Below are 24,369 nucleotides of genomic sequence, written 5' to 3' on the forward strand. Positions count from 1 at the left end.
CAGGCGTCCCGCTGACCGGCATTTTACAGGGAGACACATCATGCGATACGGACTGCTTTTTCTGCTCCCGCTACTTCTAATTCTGGCATGCAAGGACAAGGTCACCGATCCGGGAGACGGCGGCGGTGGCGGCGGGGAGAATCCCCTGACCTCGTCGCGCGGGCTGATGCCGCTGGCGGTGGGCAACTGGTGGGATTACCGGTACTCCACCAGCGCGGACACGGTGGTTGATTTTCGCCGCATGGTCCGCGCCAAACGCACGCTGAACCAATCGGAGTACTATGTGCTGGTGGACAGCACCATCGGCGGCGCGGTGGACACGGTGGGGTATATGCGCAACGATCATGACGGCGGCGTGATGATGCTGAATTTCCCGGCGGACAGCAGCACCGTGGAAGACACGCTCTTCAAGTACCCCCATGTCAACTCGGGGAACTACTACCATTTCAACCAGGATTGCGTGCTGGTGCTGTACGATTTCCCGGGCGGTCCCTGGTCCCACAATGGCAGCCTGATCCACGCGATGGTGTACCAGCAGTTTGCGATTTCATTACCGGGGCATTCCCGCACCTTTGTGCTGCGGGAGGACAGCCTGGGCATTTTGTCGCAGACGAGCGGCGGTCCGGCGAATCGCTCCTTTGCACTGGTGGCGTACCGCGTGGTGATGTAGTTTTGCAGGCAAGCCCTGATGTCCGCGATACCTTCGGTTTCGTAAAACAGCCTTCGAAATTTGACCTTGCCGGGATTACCCGGGCAACGTCGAAGGATACCACCTTTTATGGCAGCACATTCCCCGGTTGGATCATCGGAGGTCCGCAGGCCGCCCGCGCTTGAGGCGGCGGCTCCGAAAACGCTGTTCGGTTTCGTGCACGGCTACTGGATGCTGTGCGGGATGGAGATGTGGGAACGGATGGCGTACTTCTGCGTGCGCAGTGTCGTCGCCGTATATATATTGCAGGCGGATGATCCGGGCGGGCTGCACTTTACCGCGGCGCAGAAGGGGACGATCTTTGCGTGGTGGTTCGTGTTTCAGTCGGTGCTGCCGATGTTCACCGGAGGCTATGCCGACCGCTACGGCTACAAGAAGACCATTGCCTTTGCAGTAACGATGAACATTCTGGGCTATCTGATGATGGCCTATTTACGCACGTTTGCGGGGTTCTTCGGTGGCGTGCTGGTGCTGGCTTCGGGAACGGCATTTTTCAAACCCGGTTTACAAGGGTCTCTGGCGCAAAATCTCTCCAAGTCCAACTCTTCGGTCGGATGGGGGATTTTTTATTGGATTGTGAACGTGGGCTCGGCGGTGGCGCATCCACTGGCGGGTTTTCTGCTGAAGATCGACTGGAAATGGGTGTTTATCTCCTCGGCGGTGTTCACCGCGCTGAATTACCTGATGCTGTTCACCTTCAAGGATTTTGCCAGCGGGGCGAACAAGACGGAAAATCCCTTGCAGGTATTCGCGCGCACGATGACGAACATTTTCGAGCCGCGGCTGATCAGTTGGCTGCTCATCATGTCGGGTTTCTGGCTGATGATGTACCAGCTCTGGGATCTGCATCCCAATTTCATTACGGACTGGGTGGACAGTTCGGGCGTGGCGTCGGCGCTGTCTCTGCCGGCATTCATGACGAAGATGACCGACCGCGGCCTGCAGGTGATGCAGCAAAATATGCTCTTTTTGAATTCGCTGCTGATCGTGGCGCTGATGATTCCGGTGTCGTGGGCGGTGCGGCGGTTGCGCACGCTGTCGGCGATGGTGATCGGCATGTCGGTGGCGACCTGCGGGATTTTGCTGGCGGGCCTGACGGGCAGCGGCTGGGTGTTCCTGGGCGGCGTGGTGTTTTTCTCTCTGGGAGAGATGCTGACCGGGCCAAAAAAGAGCGAATACCTTGGGCTGATTGCTCCGGCGGGCAAGAAGGGATTGTACCTGGGGTATGTGAATATTCCCGTGGGGCTCGGTGGATTTGTGGGCTCAAAGATGGCGGGGTATCTTTACGGGCACTTCGGCGAGAAGGCGGTGCTGGCGCAGAAGTATCTGCTGGAGCACACGCCGCTGGGGCAAGGCAAGGTGTGGAACGGCGATCCGGAGGCCCTGACGAATCTGCTGGGCGTGCCGCGCACGGAGGCGATGGCGAAACTGCAGGAGACCATCGGCCAGGATGCGACGCGGACTACGGAACTGTTGTGGAACACCTATTCACCGCACCTGTATGTCTGGCTGCCTTTTGCCGCGGTGGGAGTGGTGTCGGTAGTTGCATTGCTTATCTTCAATCGCATGGCGACTCGCTGGTCGGACATGAACGCTTAAACGGCTCTGGTTATGAAATGCTGGCTTTTGATTTTGCTTCCGCTGCTGTTTTTCGGCTGCGATGACCGGGTGACGAGTGCGCCGGGGGACACCGGCGGGGAGCCTATGGTGACGGTATCGAAGGGGCTGATGCCGCTGGCGGTGGGCAACTGGTGGGAGTACCGGACGGACGCGGCGGAGCCGGAGTCGACTTGCACTTTCCGCCGCAGTATTGTCGCGGTGCGGGAAATCAGGAACAACCGCTACTATCTGTTCGTGGACAGTATACGCGGCAGCGCTCCGGACACGGTGTTTTACCTGCGCAATGAACGCGGCACGGGGGTGATGCAGCTTCCCTATCCGGCGGACAGTTGCGCGAGGGAGGAGTTGCTGTTCCGGTACCCATATGCCCGCTCGGGCAACTACTACTGGTTCGATCAGGACTGCGTGCTGGTGCTATACAATTTCCCGGGCGGCCCGTGCGTCATCGGGGACAGCGTGCTGCGGACGATGATGTACCAGCGTTTCGAAGACGGCGACCGTCACCGGTCGGTGAGCTATGCGGTGAGTTCCGACAGTCTGGGGCTGATGTCGCAGACGGGAGACGGCCCCGGCGGGTACGGTTTCGACATTGTGACGTGCCATGTGAACCGTTAGGGAAATGCAGATGATGAGCGATAGCACGAGCGGCGACTCTTCCGTTGTCTTCTGGCGGGATGTGCTGTGGCAGCAGTCCGGCGCGGCGATTGACATGCTGGAAAATGCCATTGTCGCCTGTCCCGAATCCGTATGGAGCGACCGGTCTTTGCAGCCGGAGTTCTGGTATACGGTGTATCACACGTTGTTCTGGTTAGATTACTATCTGTCGTATCCGTCGAAGGATTTTGCGCCGCCTGCGCCGTTCAATCTGGACGAAATGGATCCGGCCGGGCTGCTGCCGGAGCGGGTGTATACCAAGGAAGAGATGCTCGGGTATCTGGAGCATGGCCGCCGCAAATGCCGCGAGACCATCACCGCGCTGACCGAAGAACAGGCGCGTGAGCGCCTTCCTTTTGGCAAGGCCCCGATGAGCCGCGCGGAATTGATGCTGTACCAACTGCGGCACCTTCAGCATCACGCGGGACAGCTTCACATGCATCTGCGGCAGAAGACGGATTCGGCGCCAAGGTGGGTCAGGCAGGCGAAGGGAAGCAAAGGATGAAGGAGGAAGGATGAAGGATGAGCGCGCACAGGAAGTGTGGGAGTTTGTTCAGGCCTTGAACCGGGCGTGGACGGTGGAGCGGGACGCGTCGAAGCTATCGGAGTTTTTCCACGAGCGGATGGTGGCGCTGACGCCGATGGACCATCTGCGCCGCGAGGGACGCGCGGCGTGTATTGAGGGCTGGCAGATGTTTGTGGATGTGGCCAAAATTCACGGATGGAAAGAGACAGATCCCAAGGTGGATTTGTTTGCGGACGGAAATTGTGCGATGGTGACTTACTACTATGAGATGGATGCGGAACTGGGCGGCCAGCGCATGATTTTGCCGGGCCGGGATATGCTGACGCTGATCAAAGAGGATGGCCGCTGGTGGGCGGTGGCGGATCAGTTCTCGCCGTACCCGGGGAAGCGGGGGTAAGGAGAGTAGTTTATTATTGGAACTGAACCTATATGGCAAGAGCAATGAGTGGCCGATCTCCATTAGACGGTGAATCTCCGATTTGCTCTAACTGCGTGACCAACGAGCATCTTCGGAAGTACATGGCAGACAAAGGAGCGCGCAGCAAGTGCGCGGTTTGCGGCAACAAAGGGATGACACTTACCGTTTCGGAAATCGCTAAACGGGCTGATGCGAATTATCGAATTCATTACAGACCGGGCGAGGAGGAGCCCTACTTAGACATTGATGCGGAGCACACCCGGTGGGTGCAGCAGGGTGAGGCCCCCGACGAAATTATGTCAGAAGAGATGGGTTCCGACATCGATATTGCCGAGGCTGTAGTAAAAGCGCTCAGCGATCGAGAGTGGCATGATATCGCGCAAGGTGGTCTTGCATATTACGCTACAGATACCTGCTATGAACTTGATCAAAACAGCCAGCACCCGCATCATAGCCTCTGGAGAAGATTTTGCGACTTGATCAAGTATGACAGAAGGTTCTTCGATGATGCGGCTGAGGATGCCCTCAAGCAAATTTTCGTTGGCTTGGAGCAGCTTGGTTGCGTCGTTCCTAAAGGGCACTATCTTCCGTTCCTCGAGCTTGAGGCAGGCACTCCCATCTATAGAGCACGTGAAGCTCGATCAGATCGTCAGGCGTTTGAATTCCTTGACGCTCCTGCCAAAGAACTTGGACCCCCACCACGTGCAATGCGACGTGCCGGGCGCCTTAACGCGGCCGGAATTCCTGTATTCTATGGTGCATTCAATGCCGAAACTTGTGTTGCCGAAATTCGCCCACATGTTGGGTGTTATGTTGTGGTCGGCAAATTCACAGCTACGAGGATCCTGCGCGTGATAGACTTGACGGCTGCAAGTGTTGAGCCTATCCCTCCCAATATTTTCGATCCGTGTTTTGCTGAACTGAATGACTGCTATCTGCGGCTAAAATTTCTCAACGTCTTCCACAGTCTTGTCACTCAGCCGATTCATCCTGACGAAGAACCCATCGAGTACGTGCCGACTCAGGTTGTAGCGGAGTTCCTCTCGAACAAGATGAATTTAGATGGTGTGATCTATACATCAGCGCAAGTTGAAGGGGAAGATCATTGCAATATTGCTCTATTCGCAGCAGATGGTATTGTGGAAGGCGTGAAATCCGAAAGTGCGGGTGAGACCACCAGCGTACTGGTTAACTGGATGACATCGTGCCCGCCAATACCGTTTCCGACTATCCGTGAACGCAAGCCATCTCTGCGCAATGACGGAGCTTTTACAAAGATGATTCAAATAAAGAGTGTTCGCTACGGCAGAAATGGGCGACTGGAGTAACACAATCACACAAGCTGTCAAATGAACCGAATTCTCATCACCGGGCATAAGGGGATGCTGGGACGCGAGCTGATGAAGGTCGCGGGGGCGCTGGGCAAGGACGCGCTGGGCGTGGATTTGCCGGAGTGCGACATCACCAGCCGCAAACAGGTGGAAGGCTGCATCCTCGATGCGCAGCCGGATCTGATTCTGCACGGCGCGGCCTTTACGGCGGTGGACCGCTGCGAAAGCGAGCCGGACATCGCGTATCTGGTGAACGCCACGGGGACGCAGAACGTGTGCCTGGCGGCACAGCGGCTGAATGTGCCCGTGATGCATATTTCCACGGACTACATTTTCGACGGCACCAAGGATGCAACGTACGATGAATGGGATGCGGCGAATCCGCAGAGTGTGTACGGCAAATCCAAGTACGCCGGCGAGTGGTTCGTGCGGGCGCTGTGCGCGAAGCACTTTATTGTGCGGGTGTCTTGGCTGTGCGGGCACGGGGGGGCGAACTTTGTAGAGACCATTCTGAAGCTGGCCGCAGAGCGCGACGAGCTGAAGGTGGTGAATGATCAGCACGGCAGCCCGACCTTTGTGAAGGACCTTGCGCCGGAACTGTTCCGGCTGATGGAAAACGGCGCCTACGGCACGTATCATATCACCAATCGGGGTGAAACCACCTGGTATGAGTTCGCCCGGAAGATCGTGGAACTGGGCGGCGGCAAGGCGCGGGTGCTGCCCTGCAGCACGGAAGAGTTTCCCCGGCCTGCGCCGCGACCGAAGAATTCGAGGATGTCGCCACGGCTGTATGAAAATGCGATTGGAAACCGGATGCCCTCGTGGGAAGAGGGGTTGAAGAGGTATTTGAGCGAAAGATAGGGCTCTCTGATGTGGCGGGCGGATCTTAGATCCGCCCCTCCGACGGGGCGGCTGTGCCGTCCCACACTGGCGCGATGCATCGCGCGGCTACCAAATCAAAATCGCACTTTGTGATTGGGGCTATGGAAAGTTTTCGCGACATACTGAAGGATAAGGTTGCCGTGGTCACCGGCGCTTCACGGGGCGTGGGGAAGGGGATTGCGTGTGTGCTGGGGGAGGCGGGGGCGACGGTGTCTGTGACGGGGCGGAGCACGCGGTCCAAGGGGTCGACAGAAAATCTCGCGGGGACGGTGGAGGATACGGCTGAGGAAGTGAGCAAGCGGGGGGGCGAGGGGATTCCGGTGCTGCTGGACCACACCAGGGATGCCGAGGTGGAAGCGTTTTTCGAGCGCGTGTTCAGCGAGCAGGGGAAGCTTGATCTGCTGGTGAACAACGCGTGGGGCGGCTATGAACGCTATGACAGCGGCGGGTTTCAGAGTCCCTTTTGGGAGCAACCTTTTGCCGACCGGTGGAACGGGATGTTTATCTCCGGGGTGCGGGCGCATTTGCTGGCCGCGCGCTGTGCCGCGCCGATGATGCTCTCGCAGCGCGCGGGATTGATGATCAGCACGGTAGCATGGGATGAGGGGAAGTATCTGGGCAATCTTTATTACGACGCGGCGAAGAGCGCGCTGGTGCGGATGATGTGGGGGATGTCGCGGGAGCTGTTTCCCTTTGGCGTGGCCTCCGTGGCGCTGGCTCCGGGTTTTGTGCGCACCGAGCGGGTGATGGCGGCGCATGCCGAGCAGCCGTTCGATTTGCGCCAGACCGAGTCTCCCGAATACGCGGGACGCGCGGTGGCGGCACTGGCGGCAGATCCGGACTATGTGCAGCAGACGGGCAAAGTGCTGTATGCGGGAGACCTGGCTAAGCATTACGAGTTCACAGATATTGATGGACGGTGGGTGCCGAAGTTTCGATTGCCGGAAGAATACGCGTGAAGAAAATGCTGAAAGGCTGAAATACTGAAAAGCTGAAAAGCAGACGGAAGACAACCTGACGGGCGCTATTTACTGATCCTATATATGTTATGCAGGTCGCTGTGCGCGGGGAGTAGTTATGGACGTAAAGAAAGTGTTATCAGCAAAGAATGTCGCCGTGGGCAGCATTGTGACCGTGGCGGCGGTTCTTTCGAGTATTCAATCCATCAGAGACAATGTGGCAAAGCTGTGGCCGCATCAAACGGAAACAGCGGCTTTGCAGTGGAACACCCTGGAGGATGACCGGGCCACAGGACGGTTGACACTGGACTTTTACTGGCCCGGGACCAAGGATGCGGATGCGCCGGTGGTGAGGAGTTCGCGGATTGAAGGGGCGCGGCGGGTTCCCGATAATGATTCGGTGGTGTTTGCGGTGGGCCAGAGATTGGGACGGGATAAGTGGCCCCTTGCCCTGCAACGCATGAGGAACGGAAAAGTCTGGCAGGACGTGAAGATTACGGTTCAGACCGACCGTGCGGGCGTTGCGCAGATTTACGTTCCGCAGGAAGAGGTGAGCAGCCCGCCGGAAGCGGCGGCTACTCCGCCGGAAAAGGCAACCCCGGGGAGGGTTCCGCAGCGGACGACGCCGGAGAAATCCTCACCGCCGCCTGTGCAGCCGGGGCGCAGAGATACGGTGATCGGTTCGGTTCAGAGCACCGTGGAGCAGGCGGCGCTCAAGAAGCTTCAGGAGATTCTGACCTCGGGCACGAAGCCGCAGAAAATTGTGGCGCTGGAGGCTTTTATTGCCAATCCGCACTACTCCGGAACCGCGGCGCAGAAGCAGGCGGAGCAGGAACTTGCCCAAATGCTGAAACGCTGAAATCCTGAAAGGAAGACGAGCGGGGTTTATGATTCTTTTTGCCATCATCTCCCTGTTTCTGGGCCTCAGCGTGGTGGCCTTCGGCTTCATTTTGGAAGCGAAGGCGGGCGTGATGGTGGCCGGGTTGGTGGTGTCGGTGTACACATTGCTGGCCGGGCTGCGGATGGCGGCGGGTGGCCGTTCGAATGCCGCGCTGGTGGTTGGCGGGATCTGCGGCCTGATTCCGATTTGGGTGATTCCCTTCTTTCAGGGCACGGAGCAGTTCATCCACTTTCTGCCGGCGCTGATTGCATCGAGCGTGTTCCTGATTGCGGGGCTGGGAATTGGGTACGGGCAGGAGAGGAAGAAGAGGGGGAGGAAGCCAGTGGAACTCAGGTGAGCGTCAGACGCGATTCCCAATGGCGCGCGGGGTAAGGACACCCCGCGCGGCGAGGTTAGGCCATATGCGATTTCGCACAGAGATTTCTATAATCAAGGATTGTCCTGTTGATAGCATAGCCACCAGATCATAACTTGGGAGGTGAATAATGAGGTTGCTGCATTCGTTTTTTGCTGCCCTGCTGCTGCTTGCAGTCGTATGTTTTGCTGACGTCCAAGCGTCCGCTGCTGATGGTGGAATTTTGTTGGTGCAAAGTCATCTGTTGACTCAAGGCTATTTACACGCTCCTGAGCAGTTGGATGGGCAGTATGGCCAAATTACCGATGACGCATTGCGGCGTTATGCGAATGACAGATACTTCAACCTTGCCTCCAGCGATAGCTTTGCAGTACAGCTCTACTCTGAGGTTGCTCATGACAGCGCTGCTTTTGTGCAGCTCGAATCGAAGGGATATTCCAAGACACAAGTTACCGATTGGCTGGCCTACTACCGATCAAACAGGCTAATCGCTAATCCTAAATGGGTAAGAGTTCCGACCTCAGTTACAACACCTTCAAGCAGTCAATCTTCCCATATTGGCTCTGGGTCGTATTCCGGTGGAGGATCGGTGCACGTAAGAGGATATTATCGGAAAGACGGCACGTACGTGCGGCCTCACACTCGGAGTAGACCGAGGCACCACTAGTTCCGAAATATGTTTATGGAGTTCAATTTCAGCAAGAGTAACCTGGAACTTTAATGATCCACGACGTCATCACGCACAAGTTGCGGCTGATTCCCGATGAACGGGGGCGGCTGCTCGAGATCCTCCGCACGGATGATCCGCATTATCTGCCCATCGCACAGGTGTATATGACCACCAACTATCCGGGTGTGGTCAAGGCCTGGCATTTCCACAAAAACCAGAACGACCAGATGACCTGCGTGAAGGGCATGGTCAAGGTGGTGCTGTACGACGCGCGCGACGACTCGCCCACCAAGGGCGAAGTCAACGAGTTTTTTGTGGGCGAGCACAACCCGATGCTGATCCGCATTCCCAAGGGCGTCTATCACGGCTGGAAGTGCGTGTCCGAAGGCGAATCGGTGGTGGTCAACTGCCCCGACCAGCTCTACGATTACAAGAATCCCGACGAGCACCGCGCCGCCTACGACGATCCGAAGATTCCGTACAATTGGGACATTGTTTACAAATGAAAAACTAAAAATGAAAAACAAAAAAGCGGAGATCCGCGGAGGTTTCTTTTTGGTTTTTCATTTCTGATTTCTGATTTTCAGCCATGTCAGACCCTGACCCTTATCCATCGCCGAATAACGGCGGCCTGTCCAACAATGACATTGAGCGGCGCACCTGGGAATGGTTTTCCAGCGCCGTGGAGGTGATCTTTGGCCCGGCCTATTATCATGTGCTCAATCATGATGTGGGCGATCTCTGGCCGGATGTGATCGCGCTGCGGGCGCATGACCGGGTCGGGTTCGAGATCACGTCTCCACTGCGGCCTGAGGATGTGGTGAAGAAGCACAGCTCCAGCGCGGCGGATGACGAGGCGGAGATGCCGGTGCAGCGGCAGCTTGAAAAGCGGGTGATCGAGGCGCTCAAACGCAAGATCAAGAAGTACGGCAACCGCAAGATGCAGTTGCCGCTGGCGCTGCTGATCACGCTGGCGCATCCCTCGACGATGAAGTTCTTCTCCCACACGGATCTTGAGCACCTGTCGCAGGTGGTGAAGAGCGTCCTCGGCCATCTGCTGCACCAGCCGATCGACGCCGTGTATTTAGTCGGTCCCGGCGAGCGGGCGCATCTTTTGTGGCGGCGGCGCGGCGCGCAATGGAAGAAATTGTTTCCGGAATTGGAGCAGGGGTGACCCCTGCACCCGGGGCCGATCACGCTGAGGCGTGATCGGGGGACAGCGCTGCGCGCAGCCCAAATGCACGAGGAGGACATTTGTATCGAAATTGGAAGTGAGAAGATGAAGATGCATCATCGTATTGTTGTCGGAGATTCGCGGCGTATGTCGGCCGTGGCGGACGCATCCGTGCAGCTTGTCATCACGTCTCCGCCGTACTGGCAGCTCAAGGACTACGGCGCGGACGGGCAGATCGGGTTCGACGACAGCTATGAGGCCTACATCAACAACCTGAATCTTGTCTGGCAGGAGTGTGAACGTGTACTGAGTCCGGGCTGCCGGTTGTGTATTAACATCGGTGACCAGTTCGCGCGGTCGGTGTATTATGGCCGCTACAAGGTGATTCCCATTCGCACGGAGATCATCCGCTTCTGTGAGACTATTGGCTTGGATTACATGGGGGCTGTGATCTGGCAGAAAGTCACAACGACGAACACCACCGGCGGCGCGACCATCATGGGATCCTTTCCGTATCCGCGCAACGGCATTCTGAAATTAGATTACGAATTCATTCTCATTTTCAAGAAGCTCGGCGAGGCTCCGCGTCCGGATCCGCGTGTGCGGGACGAGGCGAAGATGACCACAGAAGAGTGGAACACCTACTTTGCCGGGCACTGGAATTTTCCCGGCGAGCGGCAAGAGGGACATATTGCGCGCTTTCCCGTGGAACTGCCGCATCGTTTGATTCGCATGTTTTCCTTTCCCGGTGAGACCGTGCTGGATCCTTTCACCGGAAGCGGCACGACCAATATTGCGGCAGCGCGATTGAACCGCAGCTCAATGGGGTACGAAATCAATCCGGAATTTGCCGCACTGGCAGCGCAGCGGTTGGAGGGCGAGAAGAGTTTGGTTTCGAATTGCGCGGCGAGCACAACTCATGAACCATCGCTAACCACCGAAGACATCCGCTCGCTGCATTTGCGCCTTCCCTATCTGTTTGAAGACAAAGTCAAAATTGCGAGGAAGACGGATCCGAGGCAACTGCTGTTCGGGAGTAAGATTACGGGGAAGGAGACCAACGGCCGACAGGATTTTCGCGTGGCGCGGATCATTTCTGCGAATCAAATCGAGATTGAAGGCGGGCAAGTGGTGCGGCTGCTCGGTGTGTCACCGTTCGCGGCGCGCAAAGATGACGCGGTCGAGTTCTTGCGGACGTTGTTCCAGGGTCAGCGCGTGTCTCTCAAATTCGATAAGGACAAGTATGATGGCGAGGGGCGACTGTTGGCTTATGTGTATCTGCCCAACAAGACTTTTGTTAACGGGCATCTGTTGAAACAGGGATTGGCGAAATTGGATACCTCTTTAGAGTTTTCGAAGCGCGAGGCTCTGAAACAGTACATTGAGAAAGGACGCGCAATTCGTGCAGATTAAGCTTTCGTCGGATCGGATTCGAGCATTGTTGGATGCCGATCCATTGCAACTTCCCCCGTACACCAGTCAACTGCTAAACCTTGCAAATCAAAATGCTCAAGGTACCCGGCCACGAGTCGTGGGCCAAATGAGCGAACTCATTCAGGAATTCGACGGCAAGACTCTGCAGGAATGGGAGGCATGGTACCTTGGCCGCTACGCGGACCGGTTGACGGTAGCCAAGGATCGTATCAAGGCGATGGTGACTAAGTTGCAGGCAGCCATCTTGGCAATAGATGATCAGATGATTGATGACTGGCTCCGGGATCTGGTTATCGTAAAGACTTTCGTTGGGCTGAGATTTCAGGAGGCGATTCTCGCGGAAGTGTCCCGCTCTGTTGATGGAGGTTATCGCCTGTCTGAGCCTTCCGAGGAAGCGCGCGGTATAGACGGCTTTATTAATGGAGTCCCCGTCTCCATTAAGCCCGTCACGTACAAAGTGAAAAGTCAACTTGCAGAGTCTTTGCAAGGCTGCCTGATATATTACGAGAAAATTGATAACGATCTCCGTGTGGAGTTCAACGAAAAAGACCTTAAACCATGAACCGTTTACTTGTCACCGGAGGGGCTAGGTTTTTCGGATAGGATGACGGGGTTTGCGGCAGGTCTCAAGTGGCGGGAGGTGACGAATGAAGGCCGGGGCGAAGGTTAAAGTTGAGGTGCCGAAGCCAGTGCAGCAGCCTGCTGCGCAATTGCCGACGCTGCCTCAGGGCTACGCGGAGTTCGTGACCGAACTGAAGGCGGAAATCCGGTCAGCGCAGGTGCGCGCGGCGTTGTCTGTTAACCGCGAACTGGTGCTGTTGTACTGGAATGTGGGAAGGCAGATTATCAATCATCAGGAGCGTGAAGGATGGGGCGCAAAGGTGATAGACCGACTGTCCCATGATTTGCAACTTACGTTCCCTGAGATGAAAGGGTTCTCTGTCCGTAATATCAAGTATATGCAGAAAATAGCTTTTGCGTATCGCGATCTCGAATTTGTGCAACAAGTTGTTGCACAAATTCCTTGGGGGCATAACGTTTTCGTACTGGACCTTGTGCATGATTCCGCCGAGCGCGAATGGTACATCCGTGAAACGATTGAGCATGGTTGGAGTCGCAATGTGCTTGTGCATCAGATCGAAAGCGGCCTCTATCATCGCAAAGGCAAAACACTAACGAATTTCGAACACACTCTGCCGTCGCCGCAATCCGAACTGGCACAGCAGATTCTCAAAGATCCCTACAACTTCGACTTTCTGAGCTTGGGCGAAGATGTCAAAGAGCGTGATCTGCATCGCGGTTTGCTGGCACACTTGCGTGAATTCCTGCTGGAACTGGGCGTCGGCTTTTCTTTCGTGGGCAGCGAATACCATCTCGAAGTGGATGGTGAGGATTACCACCTTGATCTGCTGTTCTACCATCTTCGGCTCCGCTGCTTTGTGGTGATCGAACTCAAGGTTGGAAAGTTCAAGCCCGAATACACGGGCAAGATGAATTTCTATCTGTCCGCAGTGGATGATCTTCTGCGGCACGAGACGGATCATCCGACCGTCGGCCTGATTCTGTGCAAGGATCGCAGCCGGGTGATTGTCGAGTACAGCCTGCGCGATTCCAGCAGACCGATGGGCGTGGCGGCCTACCGGTTTACGCAGAGCCTGCCCGCCACGCTGCAGGACAATTTACCCACAGTTGAAGAACTCCAAGCCGAACTCTCCGGCGAGACCAAATCATAAGCAACCTCCATTCACACCTAAAGAACATGAACCGTTTATTAGTCACCGGAGGGGCCGGGTTTATCGGCTCCAATTTCATTCACTTCATGCTCGCCAAGTATCCCAAGCTCCAGATCGTGAATCTGGACGCGCTGACGTATGCGGGCAACCTGGAAAATCTGCGGGACGTAGAGAAGGATCCGCGCTACAGTTTTATCCACGGCAACATCTGCAATGGGGCGGATGTGGCGCGGGCGATGGAAGGCTGCGATGCAGTGGTCAACTTTGCCGCGGAAACCCACGTGGACCGCTCGATTCATGAAGGCGGCGCCTTTGTGGAAACCGACGTGCGCGGCGTGTTTGTGCTCTGCGAAGAGGCCCGCAAGCAGAAGGTAAACCGCTTTCTGCACATCTCCACCGATGAGGTGTACGGCTCGATTGACATCGGCGAGTTCAGAGAGATCGACCCGCTGTGTCCGTCCTCGCCGTACAGCTCTTCCAAGGCGGGCGGCGAACTGTTGGCGCGGTCCTATTTTGTCACTTATGATTTGCCGGTGCTGATCACGCGCTCCTCGAATAACTTCGGGCCGTTCCAGTATCCGGAGAAACTGATTCCGTTGTTCACGACCAACCTGATCGAGAACAAGCCGGTGCCGGTATACGGCGACGGCAAGCAGGTGCGGGACTGGTTGTATGTGGAAGATCAAGCGGAAGCGCTGGACCTGGTGCTGACCAAGGGCGTGCCGGGTGAAATCTACAACGTGGGCGCGGGCAATGAGCAGTACAACATGGATGTGACCAAGGGCATCATGAAACTGCTGGGCAAGGGCGAAGAGCTGATTACCTATGTGAAAGACCGCCCCGGCCACGACCGCCGCTATGCGGTGGACACCGCGAAGATCCACAAGCTCGGCTGGAAGCCCAAGCACGATTTCCAGGCGGGTTTGAAGAAGACGGTCGAGTGGTATGTGGCCAACGAAAAATGGTGGCAGGCCATCAAGCAGAAGCAGGCGGAGTACAAAGCCTGGATAGAAAAGCAGTATGGGCAGCAGGGGTAACCCCTGCACCCCAACGCGGTGCGTTGGATCACGGGGCCGCCTGCGGCGGGGGGACAGCGCGGGGAATACCGCGCGGTCCCTCGGACTCGTTGTGTGATCGAGCTGTTGCATGGAGAAGCAACTTTGGAGGACGCCAGGATGCGGACGTTATTCTGCGGTCTGCTGCTGGATAGAGCGTGCGGTTGCGTCACACGCAGGATTTCTCCTTTGATATCGGGGTGCAGCATCACACCTTCAACGCCGTCTTTCCCACAGTGGATTTCACGTCCACGCAAACCCGCACGCTGAATGTGTTCAGCGTGCGTGCGCGACTGGTAGATACTCTATGATCAAACACTTGTTCCGCTTTCGTTTTGCGACGTTGTTCTGCATATCCCTGCTGCTGACGGGCGCGCTTGTCTCCTGTTCGAATGTCAGCAAGAAATTGCAGCCGGGCTACACGAGCGCGCAGCTTGACAGCTTTCTGGTGATTTCGGTCCACACCAAGTTTTTGCAGCGGGTGGATCTGGATATCGAGGAGGCGCGGGTGAATCCGGAGATCTGGGCGAAGCTGCCGGACAATGCCAAGCACTCCTCGGCACGGATGCTGGCCTGGTACTGCGCGCAGAAAGGCGACCGCGCCAACGCCACGCCCAACGTCACCATTGTCAACGAAGAGAATGGCGAGACCCTGGCCCGGTATAATGAGATGCTGGGGTACAGCTCTGAATGAAGGATGAAGGCGGAAGGATGAAGGATGAAGGGAACATGTGATGCGTGTTTCCTTTTTCTTTCAGGATGGGTAAAGGATGAAGGGAACATGTGATGCGTGTTTCCTTCTTCTTTCAGGATGGGCAAAGGATGAAGGGAACATGTGATGCATGTTTCCTTCTTCTTTCAGGATGGGCAAAGGATGAAGGGAACATGTGATGCGTGTTTCCTTTTTCTTTTAGGATGGGCAAAGGATGAAGGGAATATGTGATGCGTGTTTCCTTTTTCTTTCAGGATGGGCAACAGAAGCGGCGGGATGGAACCCGCCGCCTAATCAGGGAATGCGATTTTCCCGAGGGCGGGCAGGAGCCCGCCCTCAGTTATGATCTGAATTCTTTCAGAGTTTCAGATGCTTCAGCATCAGGCTCCGGGGCTGAGGCGGTGGGCGGTGACGTCGCGGGGATTGCGGAGGCTTTCGCGGGCGACGACTTCCCAGCGGCGGACGCGTTCACCGGAGGACTTGACGATTTCGGCCAGTTCCTCCAGATTGTGGAAGGGCTTAAGCATATAATCGCTCGCGCCGTGCTCCACGCACTCGATGGCCTTCTCGATGGTGGTGTACGCGGTCATCATGATCACCTGCACGGTGGGGCGGGTTTCCTTGATGCGCTTCAGCAGTTCGATGCCGGTCATCTGCGGCATGTTGATGTCGAGCAGGGCTACGTGATAGCGCTCCTGCCGCACATGCTCGAGCGCGGCGGCGGGATCGGTGCAGGTGGTGACCTCAAAGCCGCGCAGGCTGAAGAAGGTCTCCAGCGCCTGCAGGATATGGTCCTCGTCGTCTACAATCAGAATTCGGAAAGCCATGACTTACCTCACAGAGCGGTTTTATCTTCTATGATCGATTTTTTCAAGCTTACCAGAAAGGCCGCGCCTTCTCCCTTGCGGCTGCGCACCGTAAGATCCCCGCCGAAACGGTGCATGATATCCGAGGAGATGGACAGCCCCAGCCCCGTGCCTTCTCCCTGCGCCCGCGTGGTAAAGTAGGGACGGAAGATCTGCTTCTGCAAGGCGGCATCAATTCCGGGGCCATTGTCCGTTACGGCGATGACGACGCAGTCCTCATCGGTGTGTTCGAGCAGAATGCGAATACAGGCCGGGCCGTCGCCGCGCGCCTGTTTACCGTCGCCGTCGAAGGCGTGACAGGCATTCTCGATCAGGTTGACGAAGACTTGCGAGAGTTCGGACTTGGATGCCCGCACGCGCGGCAGGTCCGGCGGCAGATCCACATCAAGCTGAATCTGCCCGCGCAGAGCCGGCGTGGTGAGCAGCACCGCCTCGGACACGGCTTCGGTGAGGTCTTCATCGCCCACGGTATCATCGTCGTTCTTGCTGAAGGTCTTCAGCGTGTCCAGCACGGTGGCGATGCGGTGGCTGGCCATGTCGATACCGGCGATGGCGCTGTCGATCTTCTGCAGGGCGACGGGCAGCGACAGGGTGCCGATTTTTTTTTGCGGTTCGCGCGCGGCCAGATCATCGAGAATCGGTCGCAGCGCGTCGAACAGGGCCTTCAAGTTGGCCGCATTGACACGGCTGAAGGTATTGGGGTTCTGGATCTCATGGGCGACACCCACCGACAGGTTGCCGATGGTGGCGAGCCGCTCCCGGCGCGCTTCGCGGAGCAAGGCCTGCTCCTGATCGGTTACATCGCGCAGGGCAATCAGCTTGTGATCATCCTTGCCCTCAAGGCCGGTGATTTCTCCTGTCAGAAAGCGTTCGCTCTTGCCGATGACTTCATGGCATTCGAAGCGCGGCTTGCCGTCACGCAGGGCCGATGCCAGGGCCGCCGCCAACGAAGCGCCGAAACTGTCCCGTACCCAGCCGTTCATGCACGAGCGCAGCGCACTGAGCAGCGGCTGACCCAGCCGGCGCCGCAGATGCTCGGCGGAATCGAGGCCGAACAGCGTGGCAAAGGCGCGGTTAACCTTCCACAACGTAATGCCGCTGTCCACGACCATCAGCGCGTCGGGAAGACTGTCGAGAATATCCTTCTCGCGGTCCAGTACGCGGCGTTGCGAGGTGGCAACACGGTAATGCTGAATCAGCGAGGTGGCGTAATGGTCGGGCGGAACCGACGCGTCGAAAATCTCATCCACGCCAAGGTCGGCCAGATCTTCCCCCGCCGGGACCGTTACCTGCGTGGTGACCACCAGGGCCAGGGGCCGCAGCAGGCGCGGCACGCGCACGGCGTCGCAGACGTCCACCAGCGACAGGTCATCCCCGCGATACTGAGCCACGAGGAAGATATGGGGATCGAAATCCTGAAAGTGCACGAGGGCATCCACGCCGTTGTCCAGCCGCCGCACACGGAAGCCCATCCGCTTGGCGACGGACTTGAAGTCCGAGCACCACGGAGTTTCGGCTGATAGTAAAAGCACGCGGCAGGGTCCGTCACCACCGTTGTTGGCGGGGACCAAGGGCATACCGGGTGTGGGTAAACTGTTGTGAGCTGCCGACAAGCGTACTCTTGGGAGTAAAGTCCGGGGTGTCCTGCAAACGGGTGCAAGGAGAGTGCCAGAAGAAAGGATGAAGGCGGAAGGATGAGGGATGAAGCGTGCGAGGCGGGTCCGGGAACTTGCGACGGGCATAGGTGGTAAGAACGGCGGTGTGATTGAGCGGGAGAGGCAAAGCGGCAGCAGGGCCGCGCCACTCACCGGCACGTTTGGGAAGAAAGGCGCGTTCTATGTGCAAGAGCCTGTATTCGATTAATCTGCAGGACATCGCGCTGGTCGTGGCGGTGGGGTACAGGGACAATCTTATATAAGATTCTACTTGACTTGGGCCAAACAAAGCGGTTATATTAGGGCCGCTTTGATTATGAAGAAATCGTCTTCGGCAATCAGCGCGGCGCACGACAATCGGAATCTACACAGTTTCTTGCATCCGGAACCGACGGCGCACGGAATGGTCGCCGGGGCCATGCAGGTAAATTGCTAAGAGATAATAGTTTACAATACTCTTATGGCCAAGATCTGCCTGAGCGAGGTCTTCGCCGCAGGTGTATTGTGGTTCAAAAAGTCCTATCTCGAAGCAAAGTGGGTCCTATGCTCCAGTGGTGGAGTGGCGGGACCTAAGGAGTCCTTATGTCGCCGACAGCGACCCGAAACTCGCGCGCCGTGAAACGGACAGCAAAGACTGCCGAGAGCAAATCTTCAGCGAAGAAAGTTGTTCCGCCTTCCAAGAAGGCCACCAAAGCGGTGGCCCCGGCGGCAGGTCGGGCTAAACCGGCGGCGAAAGCCGTGCGTACGGTGCCGATGCCCGCACCGAAGCCTGCCGTCAGGAAGCCGGACGTAAGCGTCAAAAGCAAGCTTGTCAAAAGCGCGCCTCCGTTAAAGAAAAAATTAGTGGTGGATGTGGAGAAACCGAAGAAGAAAATAGAGGACGTGGCTCCGGAAGAAAAGCTGGACCACACGCCCAAGACCAAGGCGGCCAAGGCGGAGGCCGAGCCGTCACCGAAGAAGACCATCAAGCCGGCGCTGAAAGCTCCGGCAGACGAGCCGATGTCCGGTGACGACGAGGATACGCCGAAGAGCCTGCGAGGACGCAAGCCGAAAGCCGAGAGCGGGGACAAGCCCGGGCGCGAGAAGGGTGGACGCGCTTCCAAGATGAAGCCGCTGGATCCCATCGATGAATTCCTGGCCGATGATGTGCCGGTGGCCGACGACATCGACGAGGAAGATGCGGTTATTCCGGAGGATCTGTCCGAACTGGATCCGCTGGATCTCCCGCTGGCGTTGCTTGACCCGGAACTGGTGGAAGTCCCCCGTCCTGCAGGACCGGTGCGTCCCAAGCCGAAACCGCGTGTGGAACGGAATCCCAAGCAGTGTGCCGGATGCGGCAACATGTTCACCTGGTTGTCCGTCGACCAGCTCTGCTTCAACTGTCTGAAGAAGAAGCTGGCTGCCAAGAAGCGCGAGGATGAAGCCTACGGCGGATTTACCCCGGAAGCCGAAGAAGACGACGGCGGAGACTGAGCGAAAAGCTGAAATCAGAGTGGAAGATAAGAGAAGAGGCCGCGATTGCTCGGGGCCTCTTCTCTTATTCGGGGATGGGCAGGCGGTCAGCGTTTGGCCATCTGCACCCGTTCAAGGATAATCTGAGTGGGACCTTCGCGGTCAGGGAGTTGCACGAGGTTGGCGTCATCGAAGACCACCGGCACCGGATCGGTATCGAAATAGCCAGTGCAATGGACCACATAGCGGACGGTGACAATACCTGAAAGATGGCCGTACGTGTGCAGCTCATTACTCCCCGAGCGGCAGGCAACGGTCGATTCCGAGTGCTCCGGTTCGACGGAGAAGGTGGCCTCGGGGCAGCCCGTCACCGGATTCCCGGATGCTGCATCTACGACTTCAAGTTCGAGAATCCACAAGGGATAGGGCAGGCCGTCACTGCTGCGGGTCGGATGCTTACAGCCGATCATCGACGCCAGCAGAAGGATCAGAACTACACAGGATGCTGTTCTCATAGGATATGACTCCCGCTTCGCCTTCGCTACTTGCCCGGATGCGCAAAACTGCCCAAACCGTCCGCGAGCCCTCACGCACAATATACAACAGAAATCAGGAAAACGGAAATTGCCGGGCCGTGAGGGTCAGAGACCTTGGCACAGGCACTTCGTTCCTGCTATGCTATCTTCTCCACTCCAGAAGTTTGCTTAAGAATTTGGCCATAGAGGGGGTGATGAAGGAGCGGCGGTAGAGGTCGCCGGCGCGTTTGATGATCTCGGACTCGGTGGGGTAAGGGTGGATATCCGAAGCAAGAGACGACAGGCGCACATTATGGTTCATGGCGAGAATCAGTTCTCCCATCAGTTCGCAGGCGCGCACCGACACGATGGTGGCGCCGCGAATCGCGCCGCGGATGTCATAGTGGATCTTGAACAGCCCGCCGTCATTGCCGTCGATGATCGAACGGTCGGCCTCATCGAGGGGGATGGTCATGGTATGCAAATGGTCTTTGGCGGCGTCCAGTTCCTGTACTCCAACATGCGCGCATTGGGGATCGGTGAAGGTGCACCACGGCACGAGCAGATTGGCGACCCGGTCCGTGCCGAAGAACAGCGCATTGGCGATAACGATTCGCGCCAGAGCGTCGGCAGCATGGGTAAACTTGTAGTGCGAGCAGCAGTCTCCGGCGGCGTAGACGTGCGGGTTGGTGGTGCGCAGCAATCCATTGACCACGATCCCGCTCTCATCGGCGCGGATGCTGGCCGCATCGAGATTCAGATGCTCCGTATTGGGGACGCGGCCCGTGGCGACCAGCACGTGGCTGCAGGGATCGGCAAACCAGTGGCCATTCATGGCCGAATGGATCGTGCCTTCGACGTGGCTGTTCTCGGACCGCACTTCATCACACCCCAGGCGAAAAATTACGCCGTCGGCTTCGAGCGCCTGCTGAACCAGCGCCGACGCGTCGCGGTCTTCAAGAGGCAGGCATTGTTGCTGCTTTTCATAGACGATCACGCTGCTGCCCAGCCGGGCAAAGCACTGTGCCATCTCACAGCCTAAAGGTCCGGCGCCGATCACGGCGAGACGGCGCGGCAGCTCCCGCAGGCAGAACAGCGTGTCATAGGTCAGCGCGTTGAGGCCTTCGAGGCCCGGCACGCCGGACGGCGCAGGGCGCGCGCCGGTGGCAATGACGGCGCGGGCAAAGTGCAGCACCTGGCCGTTCACCGCAATGTGGGAGCGGTCCGTAAACCGGCCTTCACCGGTGAAAACATCGACGCCTTTGTCGAGGAAGGTCTCGACACTGCGCGCTGCGCTCAATCGCCCCTGAACGGTCTGCACGCGCTGCATGACTGCCGGGAAGTCCACGTCGAAGCCACCCTGAAGCTGAATGCCGAACTGTGCGCCGCGGCGCATTTCCGATGCGCTGCGCGCGGCGCGAATCAGGGCTTTGGAAGGCACCGAGCCCGCATGCAGGCTATTGCCGCCGAGGGCATTCTTCTCGATCAACGCCACATGGGCGCCAAGGGATGCCGCACCGGATGCACAGGCCATGCCTGCCGGTCCGCCGCCGATCACCACGAGATTATAGCGCGGTCGAGGCTCCCTCGGATTCAGACGGCCACGGGAGTCGGATTCGGCCTTTATTGGGGGAGTAACTGAGTCAGTCTGTGTCATCGGCGGAGAGGCGGCAAAAGGGGAGGGATTGCGGTTGTTGCGGAAGTTTCATAGATTGCAAATATAACAGAAAATGCTCGTTCTGCAAGAGAATTCTTGTCCCTATGATCGGATGCTCAAGGAGAAGCGCATGCGTGCCTGGGTGTTGACCGAACCGAAGCCCGTGGCGGAAAAGCCGCTACGACTGGTAGACAAGCCTGTGCCCAAGCCGGGTCACGGAGAAGTGCGGCTCAGAGTTTTGGTGTGTGGGATTTGCCGCACGGATCTGCACATTGTGGCCGGGGAGATACCGCTGCCCAAGCTGCCGATTACGCCGGGGCATCAGGTGGTGGCCGTAGTGGATGAATTAGGCGCAGGAGTTCATGGTTTGAAGGTGGGGCAGCGGGTAGGCGCGCCGTGGCTGGCGTGGACGGACGGCACCTGCTGGTACTGCGCCCATGAGCGGGAAAATCTCTGTGATCACGGCAAATTCAACGGCCAGCACTGCGACGGCGGCTATGCGGAATACATGCTGGCGCATGCGGCTTTTGTGTATCCGTTACCCGAGGATTTCGATGAGTTGCATGCCGCGCCGCTGATGTGTTCGGGGGTGATCGGCTACCGGGCTTTGAAACTCGCGCAGGTGCCGGAGAATGGCAAAGTGGGTCTGTATGGCTTCGGCTCTTCGGCGCACATTACGATTCAGGTAGCCCGGCATCTCGGGGCGGAGTGCTATGTGATTACCCGTGGGGAGAAGGGGCAGGAGTTCGCGCTGGAATTGGGAGCGGCGTGGGCGGGAGGGCCGGAGGACACGCCGCCGGTGCCACTGGACAGTGTGGTCATTTTTGCTCCAGCCGGTGAACTGGTCCCGCTGGCTCTCAAGCATATTCGCCGTGGCGGGATTGTGACCTCGGCGGGGATTCACATGAGCAACATCCCGGAATTTCCCTATGAAATCCTCTGGGGAGAACGCGTGATCCGCAGTGTGGCCAATTCGACGCGGGAGGATGTGCGCGAACTGCTGGAGATTGCGGCGGAGATCCATCTGAAGCCTGAAGTGGAAGAGTTCGATTTCGACCATCTGAACGATCACCTGCTGGCCTTTGACCGTGGAAAAGTTAAGGGCACGGGTGTGATTAGAGTGGGAAAGTAGGAAGAAGAGCGAAACGCGGAAAAGGCGAAAAGCGAAAACGGAGCCACGAAACAGTAGCTCCTTGTTTTCGCTTTTTTCCTTTCACCCCTTGCCTTTTGATGATGAATAGCGTAACTTTGGATAAGATAGGAGTCTTGCCCGCAGAGATGCACGGATTTCGATGGCTTTATTAAACCCTGCCTTTACTTCCTGCCATTATCAGCAAGACGCTTTAGATTTGCCCCACCATTTGACCGTGCTCCAGCTTTCCGCACCTGAAAGGACTCCCGTGCGCTTTGCCCTCCATGTGGCTCTGCTCTGTTTGCTTTTACCCGCCACAGCCCTCCTTGCCGATGACTTCTCCGATTTCCACATTCCTCCGCACCGCTTGTACACTGTGACCGGCTCGGCGTCGGGGACGTTCTTCAATACGCGGTACCAGGACATCTCTTACACCGGGATGAGCTACGGCCCGCATTCCTATCGTCTGAACAACCTTGAAGGCGCGGTGCAGGGCAGAAGTCTCTGGCTGCTCGACTCCGATTCTTTACGCGAGAGTCTGTCGCTTCAACTGAATGCCACGGGTCAGAAAAGAGGCAACTATTATCGCAACGAAGTCCCTTCCGGAGACATCCGGCATCGGACGGATCAATCCTCCGTCGGTCTGAATCTGGCGTTGAGCGAGGACATGCGCGTCTATCCGTCGATGGGGCCATGGGGTCTGTTCGGAGCCTTCGAGGTCAGCGCATCGTCCTCAGGCGAGTGGAATCACTTTTCCGTGGACGAAACCCGTTCGGCTTCAGTCAGCATCGACGGCGGTGAGACGACGTACCGCACGACGGTTTACGATGCCAGCTTAGATTTTGGTTTCGGTTTTGGCCGGGTGCGGGACGTCACCGCTGTCTATGATGTACATGTGCTTGCGGAGCGGCTGGCCGGTGCGGGGGCGCTGCGTGCTGCGCTCTCGAGAGTTACGAGACAGAAGTTGACGGACCTATTTTATACCGGCGGCTATTACCGGACGGTGCATGACCGCGCCGACAAATTTTTCTGGCGCGACGTGCAGTCCATTCTGCAAGCAGACAGCGCCGTAGCGCGGCCGCTGGACGCTTATTCGCTCTACCGGATTGCCGAAGGTTATCTGGAACCCGCCTTTGCCGATACGGAGTCGGGCCGCTTTTTCCCCGGCGAGGAGTTGCAGCGCTTTGATTTAAGCCGTTCCCGCTTCTTTCGCCAGAACGGATTTTTCGTCGGTCCAATCGTGCGGGCCAGCGCGAGTCTCGACGGATACAAGTCCTCGAATCACAGGCATTACGAGGTGCAGGGATCGAGCATGCCGGGGCAGAACTATTCCTATCAGGACGGCTACGATGACTGGAGCGGGGATTACACGCTGCGGGTCGGGGGGCGCGCCGAGTATCATCGGCCGTATGGCACCCGCTGGCAGGTAGACCTTTTCAGCTCGATGCTAAGTGCATCCTTGGAGGGCAATTCGGGCTGGCGCAACATGCAGGTGCAGAACGAAGCCCATGCCGCCTTTATGGTCACCGACCGATGGCGCGCAGATATGCTTTTCCGGCACGAGGGCGAAATGTGGGCGGGTAGCTGGAACGGCTACTGGAAAACCAACACGTCGCTGGGAGTGACGTACTACATTGAAGATCATCTGAGTCTGAGTCTCGCGGCGATGCAATTGCAGGGGCATCACACGTGGCTGGGCGCGGGACAGCCGAGTGATGACACCCTTCCCTATACGAGCAATGCCACCTATTCGCAATATCCGGAGTACCAGCGGGTTTACCGGATTACCGCTGGCGTGTCGTATCACTTCTTTGGCTCGCTGGATATTCCCGGCGTTGCCGCCACCGAGATAAGATGAAGGATGAAGGATGAAGGATGAAGGATGAAGGATGAAGGATGAAGGATGAAGGATGAAGGATGAAGGATGAAGGATGAAGGATGAAGGATGAAGGATGAAGG

Annotated in this window: 25 protein-coding genes; 21 read left to right on the top strand and 4 right to left on the bottom strand. The window is 57.5% G+C overall.

Annotation, left to right across the window (positions count from 1 at the left end):
- The first annotated feature begins 40 nt into the window (after positions 1–40).
- The 18 genes from VGL38_07420 to VGL38_07505 all read left to right on the top strand — a co-directional run bounded on the left by VGL38_07420 (position 41) and on the right by VGL38_07505 (position 15,115).
- The gene (locus tag VGL38_07420) at positions 41–670 is read left to right on the top strand and encodes a hypothetical protein (protein ID HEY3295251.1); all 630 of its coding nucleotides are present in this window, start codon (positions 41–43) and stop codon (positions 668–670) included.
- A 108-nt stretch (positions 671–778) separates the two neighbouring features.
- The gene (locus VGL38_07425) at positions 779–2,308 is read left to right on the top strand and encodes an MFS transporter (protein HEY3295252.1); all 1,530 of its coding nucleotides are present in this window, start codon (positions 779–781) and stop codon (positions 2,306–2,308) included.
- A 12-nt stretch (positions 2,309–2,320) separates the two neighbouring features.
- Positions 2,321–2,944, top strand: coding sequence for a hypothetical protein (locus tag VGL38_07430; GenBank protein HEY3295253.1), 624 nt, complete (start codon positions 2,321–2,323; stop codon positions 2,942–2,944).
- Positions 2,945–2,954: 10 nt separating this feature from the next.
- Positions 2,955–3,488, top strand: a complete 534-nt coding sequence (locus VGL38_07435; GenBank protein ID HEY3295254.1) for a DinB family protein — start codon at positions 2,955–2,957, stop codon at positions 3,486–3,488.
- 10 nt (positions 3,489–3,498) lie between these two features.
- Entirely contained in the window at positions 3,499–3,906 is a 408-nt protein-coding gene (locus VGL38_07440; protein ID HEY3295255.1) for a nuclear transport factor 2 family protein, read from the top strand.
- Between the two features lie 122 nt (positions 3,907–4,028).
- Positions 4,029–5,255 (top strand): RES domain-containing protein, encoded by a 1,227-nt coding sequence (locus VGL38_07445; protein ID HEY3295256.1) that lies wholly within the window; start codon positions 4,029–4,031, stop codon positions 5,253–5,255.
- A 21-nt stretch (positions 5,256–5,276) separates the two neighbouring features.
- Positions 5,277–6,119 carry a dTDP-4-dehydrorhamnose reductase gene (gene rfbD, locus VGL38_07450; GenBank protein ID HEY3295257.1) on the top strand — a complete coding sequence of 281 codons (843 nt, stop codon included), beginning with the start codon at positions 5,277–5,279 and terminating at the stop codon, positions 6,117–6,119.
- Between the two features lie 122 nt (positions 6,120–6,241).
- Positions 6,242–7,099, top strand: coding sequence for an SDR family NAD(P)-dependent oxidoreductase (locus tag VGL38_07455; protein HEY3295258.1), 858 nt, complete (start codon positions 6,242–6,244; stop codon positions 7,097–7,099).
- A gap of 118 nt (positions 7,100–7,217) precedes the next feature.
- Entirely contained in the window at positions 7,218–7,958 is a 741-nt protein-coding gene (locus VGL38_07460; GenBank protein HEY3295259.1) for a hypothetical protein, read from the top strand.
- 28 nt (positions 7,959–7,986) lie between these two features.
- Entirely contained in the window at positions 7,987–8,337 is a 351-nt protein-coding gene (locus tag VGL38_07465; GenBank protein HEY3295260.1) for a hypothetical protein, read from the top strand.
- A gap of 738 nt (positions 8,338–9,075) precedes the next feature.
- Complete coding sequence (locus VGL38_07470) at positions 9,076–9,531, top strand: dTDP-4-dehydrorhamnose 3,5-epimerase family protein (protein ID HEY3295261.1); 456 nt, start codon at positions 9,076–9,078, stop codon at positions 9,529–9,531.
- Between the two features lie 83 nt (positions 9,532–9,614).
- Entirely contained in the window at positions 9,615–10,199 is a 585-nt protein-coding gene (locus tag VGL38_07475; GenBank protein ID HEY3295262.1) for a hypothetical protein, read from the top strand.
- 111 nt (positions 10,200–10,310) lie between these two features.
- Positions 10,311–11,612, top strand: a complete 1,302-nt coding sequence (locus VGL38_07480) for a DNA methyltransferase (protein ID HEY3295263.1) — start codon at positions 10,311–10,313, stop codon at positions 11,610–11,612.
- A complete protein-coding gene (locus VGL38_07485; protein ID HEY3295264.1) occupies positions 11,602–12,195 on the top strand; it encodes an MjaI family restriction endonuclease in 594 nt (197 codons plus the stop codon). Before VGL38_07480 ends, VGL38_07485 begins: the two co-directional genes overlap by 11 nt.
- An 85-nt stretch (positions 12,196–12,280) precedes the next feature.
- The gene (locus VGL38_07490; GenBank protein ID HEY3295265.1) at positions 12,281–13,366 is read left to right on the top strand and encodes a PDDEXK nuclease domain-containing protein; all 1,086 of its coding nucleotides are present in this window, start codon (positions 12,281–12,283) and stop codon (positions 13,364–13,366) included.
- A 26-nt stretch (positions 13,367–13,392) separates the two neighbouring features.
- Positions 13,393–14,403: a dTDP-glucose 4,6-dehydratase gene (gene rfbB, locus VGL38_07495; protein HEY3295266.1), complete on the top strand. Its 1,011-nt coding sequence runs from the start codon at positions 13,393–13,395 to the stop codon at positions 14,401–14,403.
- 176 nt (positions 14,404–14,579) lie between these two features.
- On the top strand, positions 14,580–14,732 hold the full coding sequence (locus VGL38_07500; GenBank protein ID HEY3295267.1) for a hypothetical protein: 153 nt from the start codon (positions 14,580–14,582) through the stop codon (positions 14,730–14,732).
- On the top strand, positions 14,729–15,115 hold the full coding sequence (locus tag VGL38_07505) for a hypothetical protein (GenBank protein ID HEY3295268.1): 387 nt from the start codon (positions 14,729–14,731) through the stop codon (positions 15,113–15,115). The genes VGL38_07500 and VGL38_07505 overlap by 4 nt, the downstream gene beginning before the upstream one ends.
- A gap of 398 nt (positions 15,116–15,513) precedes the next feature.
- Here the strand turns inward: VGL38_07505 and VGL38_07510 are convergent, their stop codons facing one another.
- Together VGL38_07510 and VGL38_07515 are read right to left on the bottom strand one after the other, a co-directional pair.
- Positions 15,514–15,960, bottom strand: a complete 447-nt coding sequence (locus tag VGL38_07510) for a response regulator (protein ID HEY3295269.1) — start codon at positions 15,958–15,960, stop codon at positions 15,514–15,516.
- 8 nt (positions 15,961–15,968) lie between these two features.
- A complete protein-coding gene (locus VGL38_07515; protein ID HEY3295270.1) occupies positions 15,969–17,531 on the bottom strand; it encodes an ATP-binding protein in 1,563 nt (520 codons plus the stop codon).
- 705 nt (positions 17,532–18,236) lie between these two features.
- Here VGL38_07515 and VGL38_07520 point away from each other — a divergent pair.
- Positions 18,237–19,127, top strand: a complete 891-nt coding sequence (locus tag VGL38_07520; GenBank protein ID HEY3295271.1) for a hypothetical protein — start codon at positions 18,237–18,239, stop codon at positions 19,125–19,127.
- Positions 19,128–19,213: 86 nt separating this feature from the next.
- Here VGL38_07520 and VGL38_07525 read toward each other — a convergent pair whose 3' ends face one another.
- Both VGL38_07525 and VGL38_07530 read right to left on the bottom strand, forming a co-directional pair.
- On the bottom strand, positions 19,214–19,621 hold the full coding sequence (locus VGL38_07525) for a hypothetical protein (GenBank protein ID HEY3295272.1): 408 nt from the start codon (positions 19,619–19,621) through the stop codon (positions 19,214–19,216).
- Positions 19,622–19,784: 163 nt separating this feature from the next.
- A complete protein-coding gene (locus VGL38_07530) occupies positions 19,785–21,278 on the bottom strand; it encodes a mercuric reductase (protein ID HEY3295273.1) in 1,494 nt (497 codons plus the stop codon).
- Between the two features lie 130 nt (positions 21,279–21,408).
- On the opposite strand from VGL38_07530, the gene VGL38_07535 reads away from it, so the two are divergent.
- Both VGL38_07535 and VGL38_07540 read left to right on the top strand, forming a co-directional pair.
- Positions 21,409–22,410, top strand: coding sequence for a zinc-dependent alcohol dehydrogenase family protein (locus VGL38_07535; protein ID HEY3295274.1), 1,002 nt, complete (start codon positions 21,409–21,411; stop codon positions 22,408–22,410).
- 217 nt (positions 22,411–22,627) lie between these two features.
- Positions 22,628–24,268, top strand: a complete 1,641-nt coding sequence (locus tag VGL38_07540) for a hypothetical protein (GenBank protein ID HEY3295275.1) — start codon at positions 22,628–22,630, stop codon at positions 24,266–24,268.
- The last annotated feature ends 101 nt before the right edge of the window (positions 24,269–24,369 follow it).

The sequence above is a fragment of the bacterium genome (genome assembly GCA_036504735.1).
Taxonomy (GTDB): Bacteria; Electryoneota; RPQS01; order RPQS01; family RPQS01; genus DASXUQ01.

Bases quoted from the DNA above. Each gene is read 5' to 3' on its own strand.
- VGL38_07420 (HEY3295251.1), top strand. From the start codon at position 41: ATGCGATACGGACTGCTTTTTCTGCTCCCGCTACTTCTAATTCTGGCA.
- VGL38_07425 (HEY3295252.1), top strand. From the start codon at position 779: ATGGCAGCACATTCCCCGGTTGGATCATCGGAGGTCCGCAGGCCGCCC.
- VGL38_07430 (HEY3295253.1), top strand. From the start codon at position 2,321: ATGAAATGCTGGCTTTTGATTTTGCTTCCGCTGCTGTTTTTCGGCTGC.
- VGL38_07435 (HEY3295254.1), top strand. From the start codon at position 2,955: ATGATGAGCGATAGCACGAGCGGCGACTCTTCCGTTGTCTTCTGGCGG.
- VGL38_07440 (HEY3295255.1), top strand. From the start codon at position 3,499: ATGAAGGATGAGCGCGCACAGGAAGTGTGGGAGTTTGTTCAGGCCTTG.
- VGL38_07445 (HEY3295256.1), top strand. From the start codon at position 4,029: ATGGCAGACAAAGGAGCGCGCAGCAAGTGCGCGGTTTGCGGCAACAAA.
- rfbD (HEY3295257.1), top strand. From the start codon at position 5,277: ATGAACCGAATTCTCATCACCGGGCATAAGGGGATGCTGGGACGCGAG.
- VGL38_07455 (HEY3295258.1), top strand. From the start codon at position 6,242: ATGGAAAGTTTTCGCGACATACTGAAGGATAAGGTTGCCGTGGTCACC.
- VGL38_07460 (HEY3295259.1), top strand. From the start codon at position 7,218: ATGGACGTAAAGAAAGTGTTATCAGCAAAGAATGTCGCCGTGGGCAGC.
- VGL38_07465 (HEY3295260.1), top strand. From the start codon at position 7,987: ATGATTCTTTTTGCCATCATCTCCCTGTTTCTGGGCCTCAGCGTGGTG.
- VGL38_07470 (HEY3295261.1), top strand. From the start codon at position 9,076: ATGATCCACGACGTCATCACGCACAAGTTGCGGCTGATTCCCGATGAA.
- VGL38_07475 (HEY3295262.1), top strand. From the start codon at position 9,615: ATGTCAGACCCTGACCCTTATCCATCGCCGAATAACGGCGGCCTGTCC.
- VGL38_07480 (HEY3295263.1), top strand. From the start codon at position 10,311: ATGCATCATCGTATTGTTGTCGGAGATTCGCGGCGTATGTCGGCCGTG.
- VGL38_07490 (HEY3295265.1), top strand. From the start codon at position 12,281: ATGAAGGCCGGGGCGAAGGTTAAAGTTGAGGTGCCGAAGCCAGTGCAG.
- rfbB (HEY3295266.1), top strand. From the start codon at position 13,393: ATGAACCGTTTATTAGTCACCGGAGGGGCCGGGTTTATCGGCTCCAAT.
- VGL38_07505 (HEY3295268.1), top strand. From the start codon at position 14,729: ATGATCAAACACTTGTTCCGCTTTCGTTTTGCGACGTTGTTCTGCATA.
- VGL38_07510 (HEY3295269.1), bottom strand. From the start codon at position 15,960: ATGGCTTTCCGAATTCTGATTGTAGACGACGAGGACCATATCCTGCAG.
- VGL38_07520 (HEY3295271.1), top strand. From the start codon at position 18,237: ATGTCGCCGACAGCGACCCGAAACTCGCGCGCCGTGAAACGGACAGCA.
- VGL38_07525 (HEY3295272.1), bottom strand. From the start codon at position 19,621: ATGAGAACAGCATCCTGTGTAGTTCTGATCCTTCTGCTGGCGTCGATG.
- VGL38_07530 (HEY3295273.1), bottom strand. From the start codon at position 21,278: ATGACACAGACTGACTCAGTTACTCCCCCAATAAAGGCCGAATCCGAC.
- VGL38_07535 (HEY3295274.1), top strand. From the start codon at position 21,409: ATGCGTGCCTGGGTGTTGACCGAACCGAAGCCCGTGGCGGAAAAGCCG.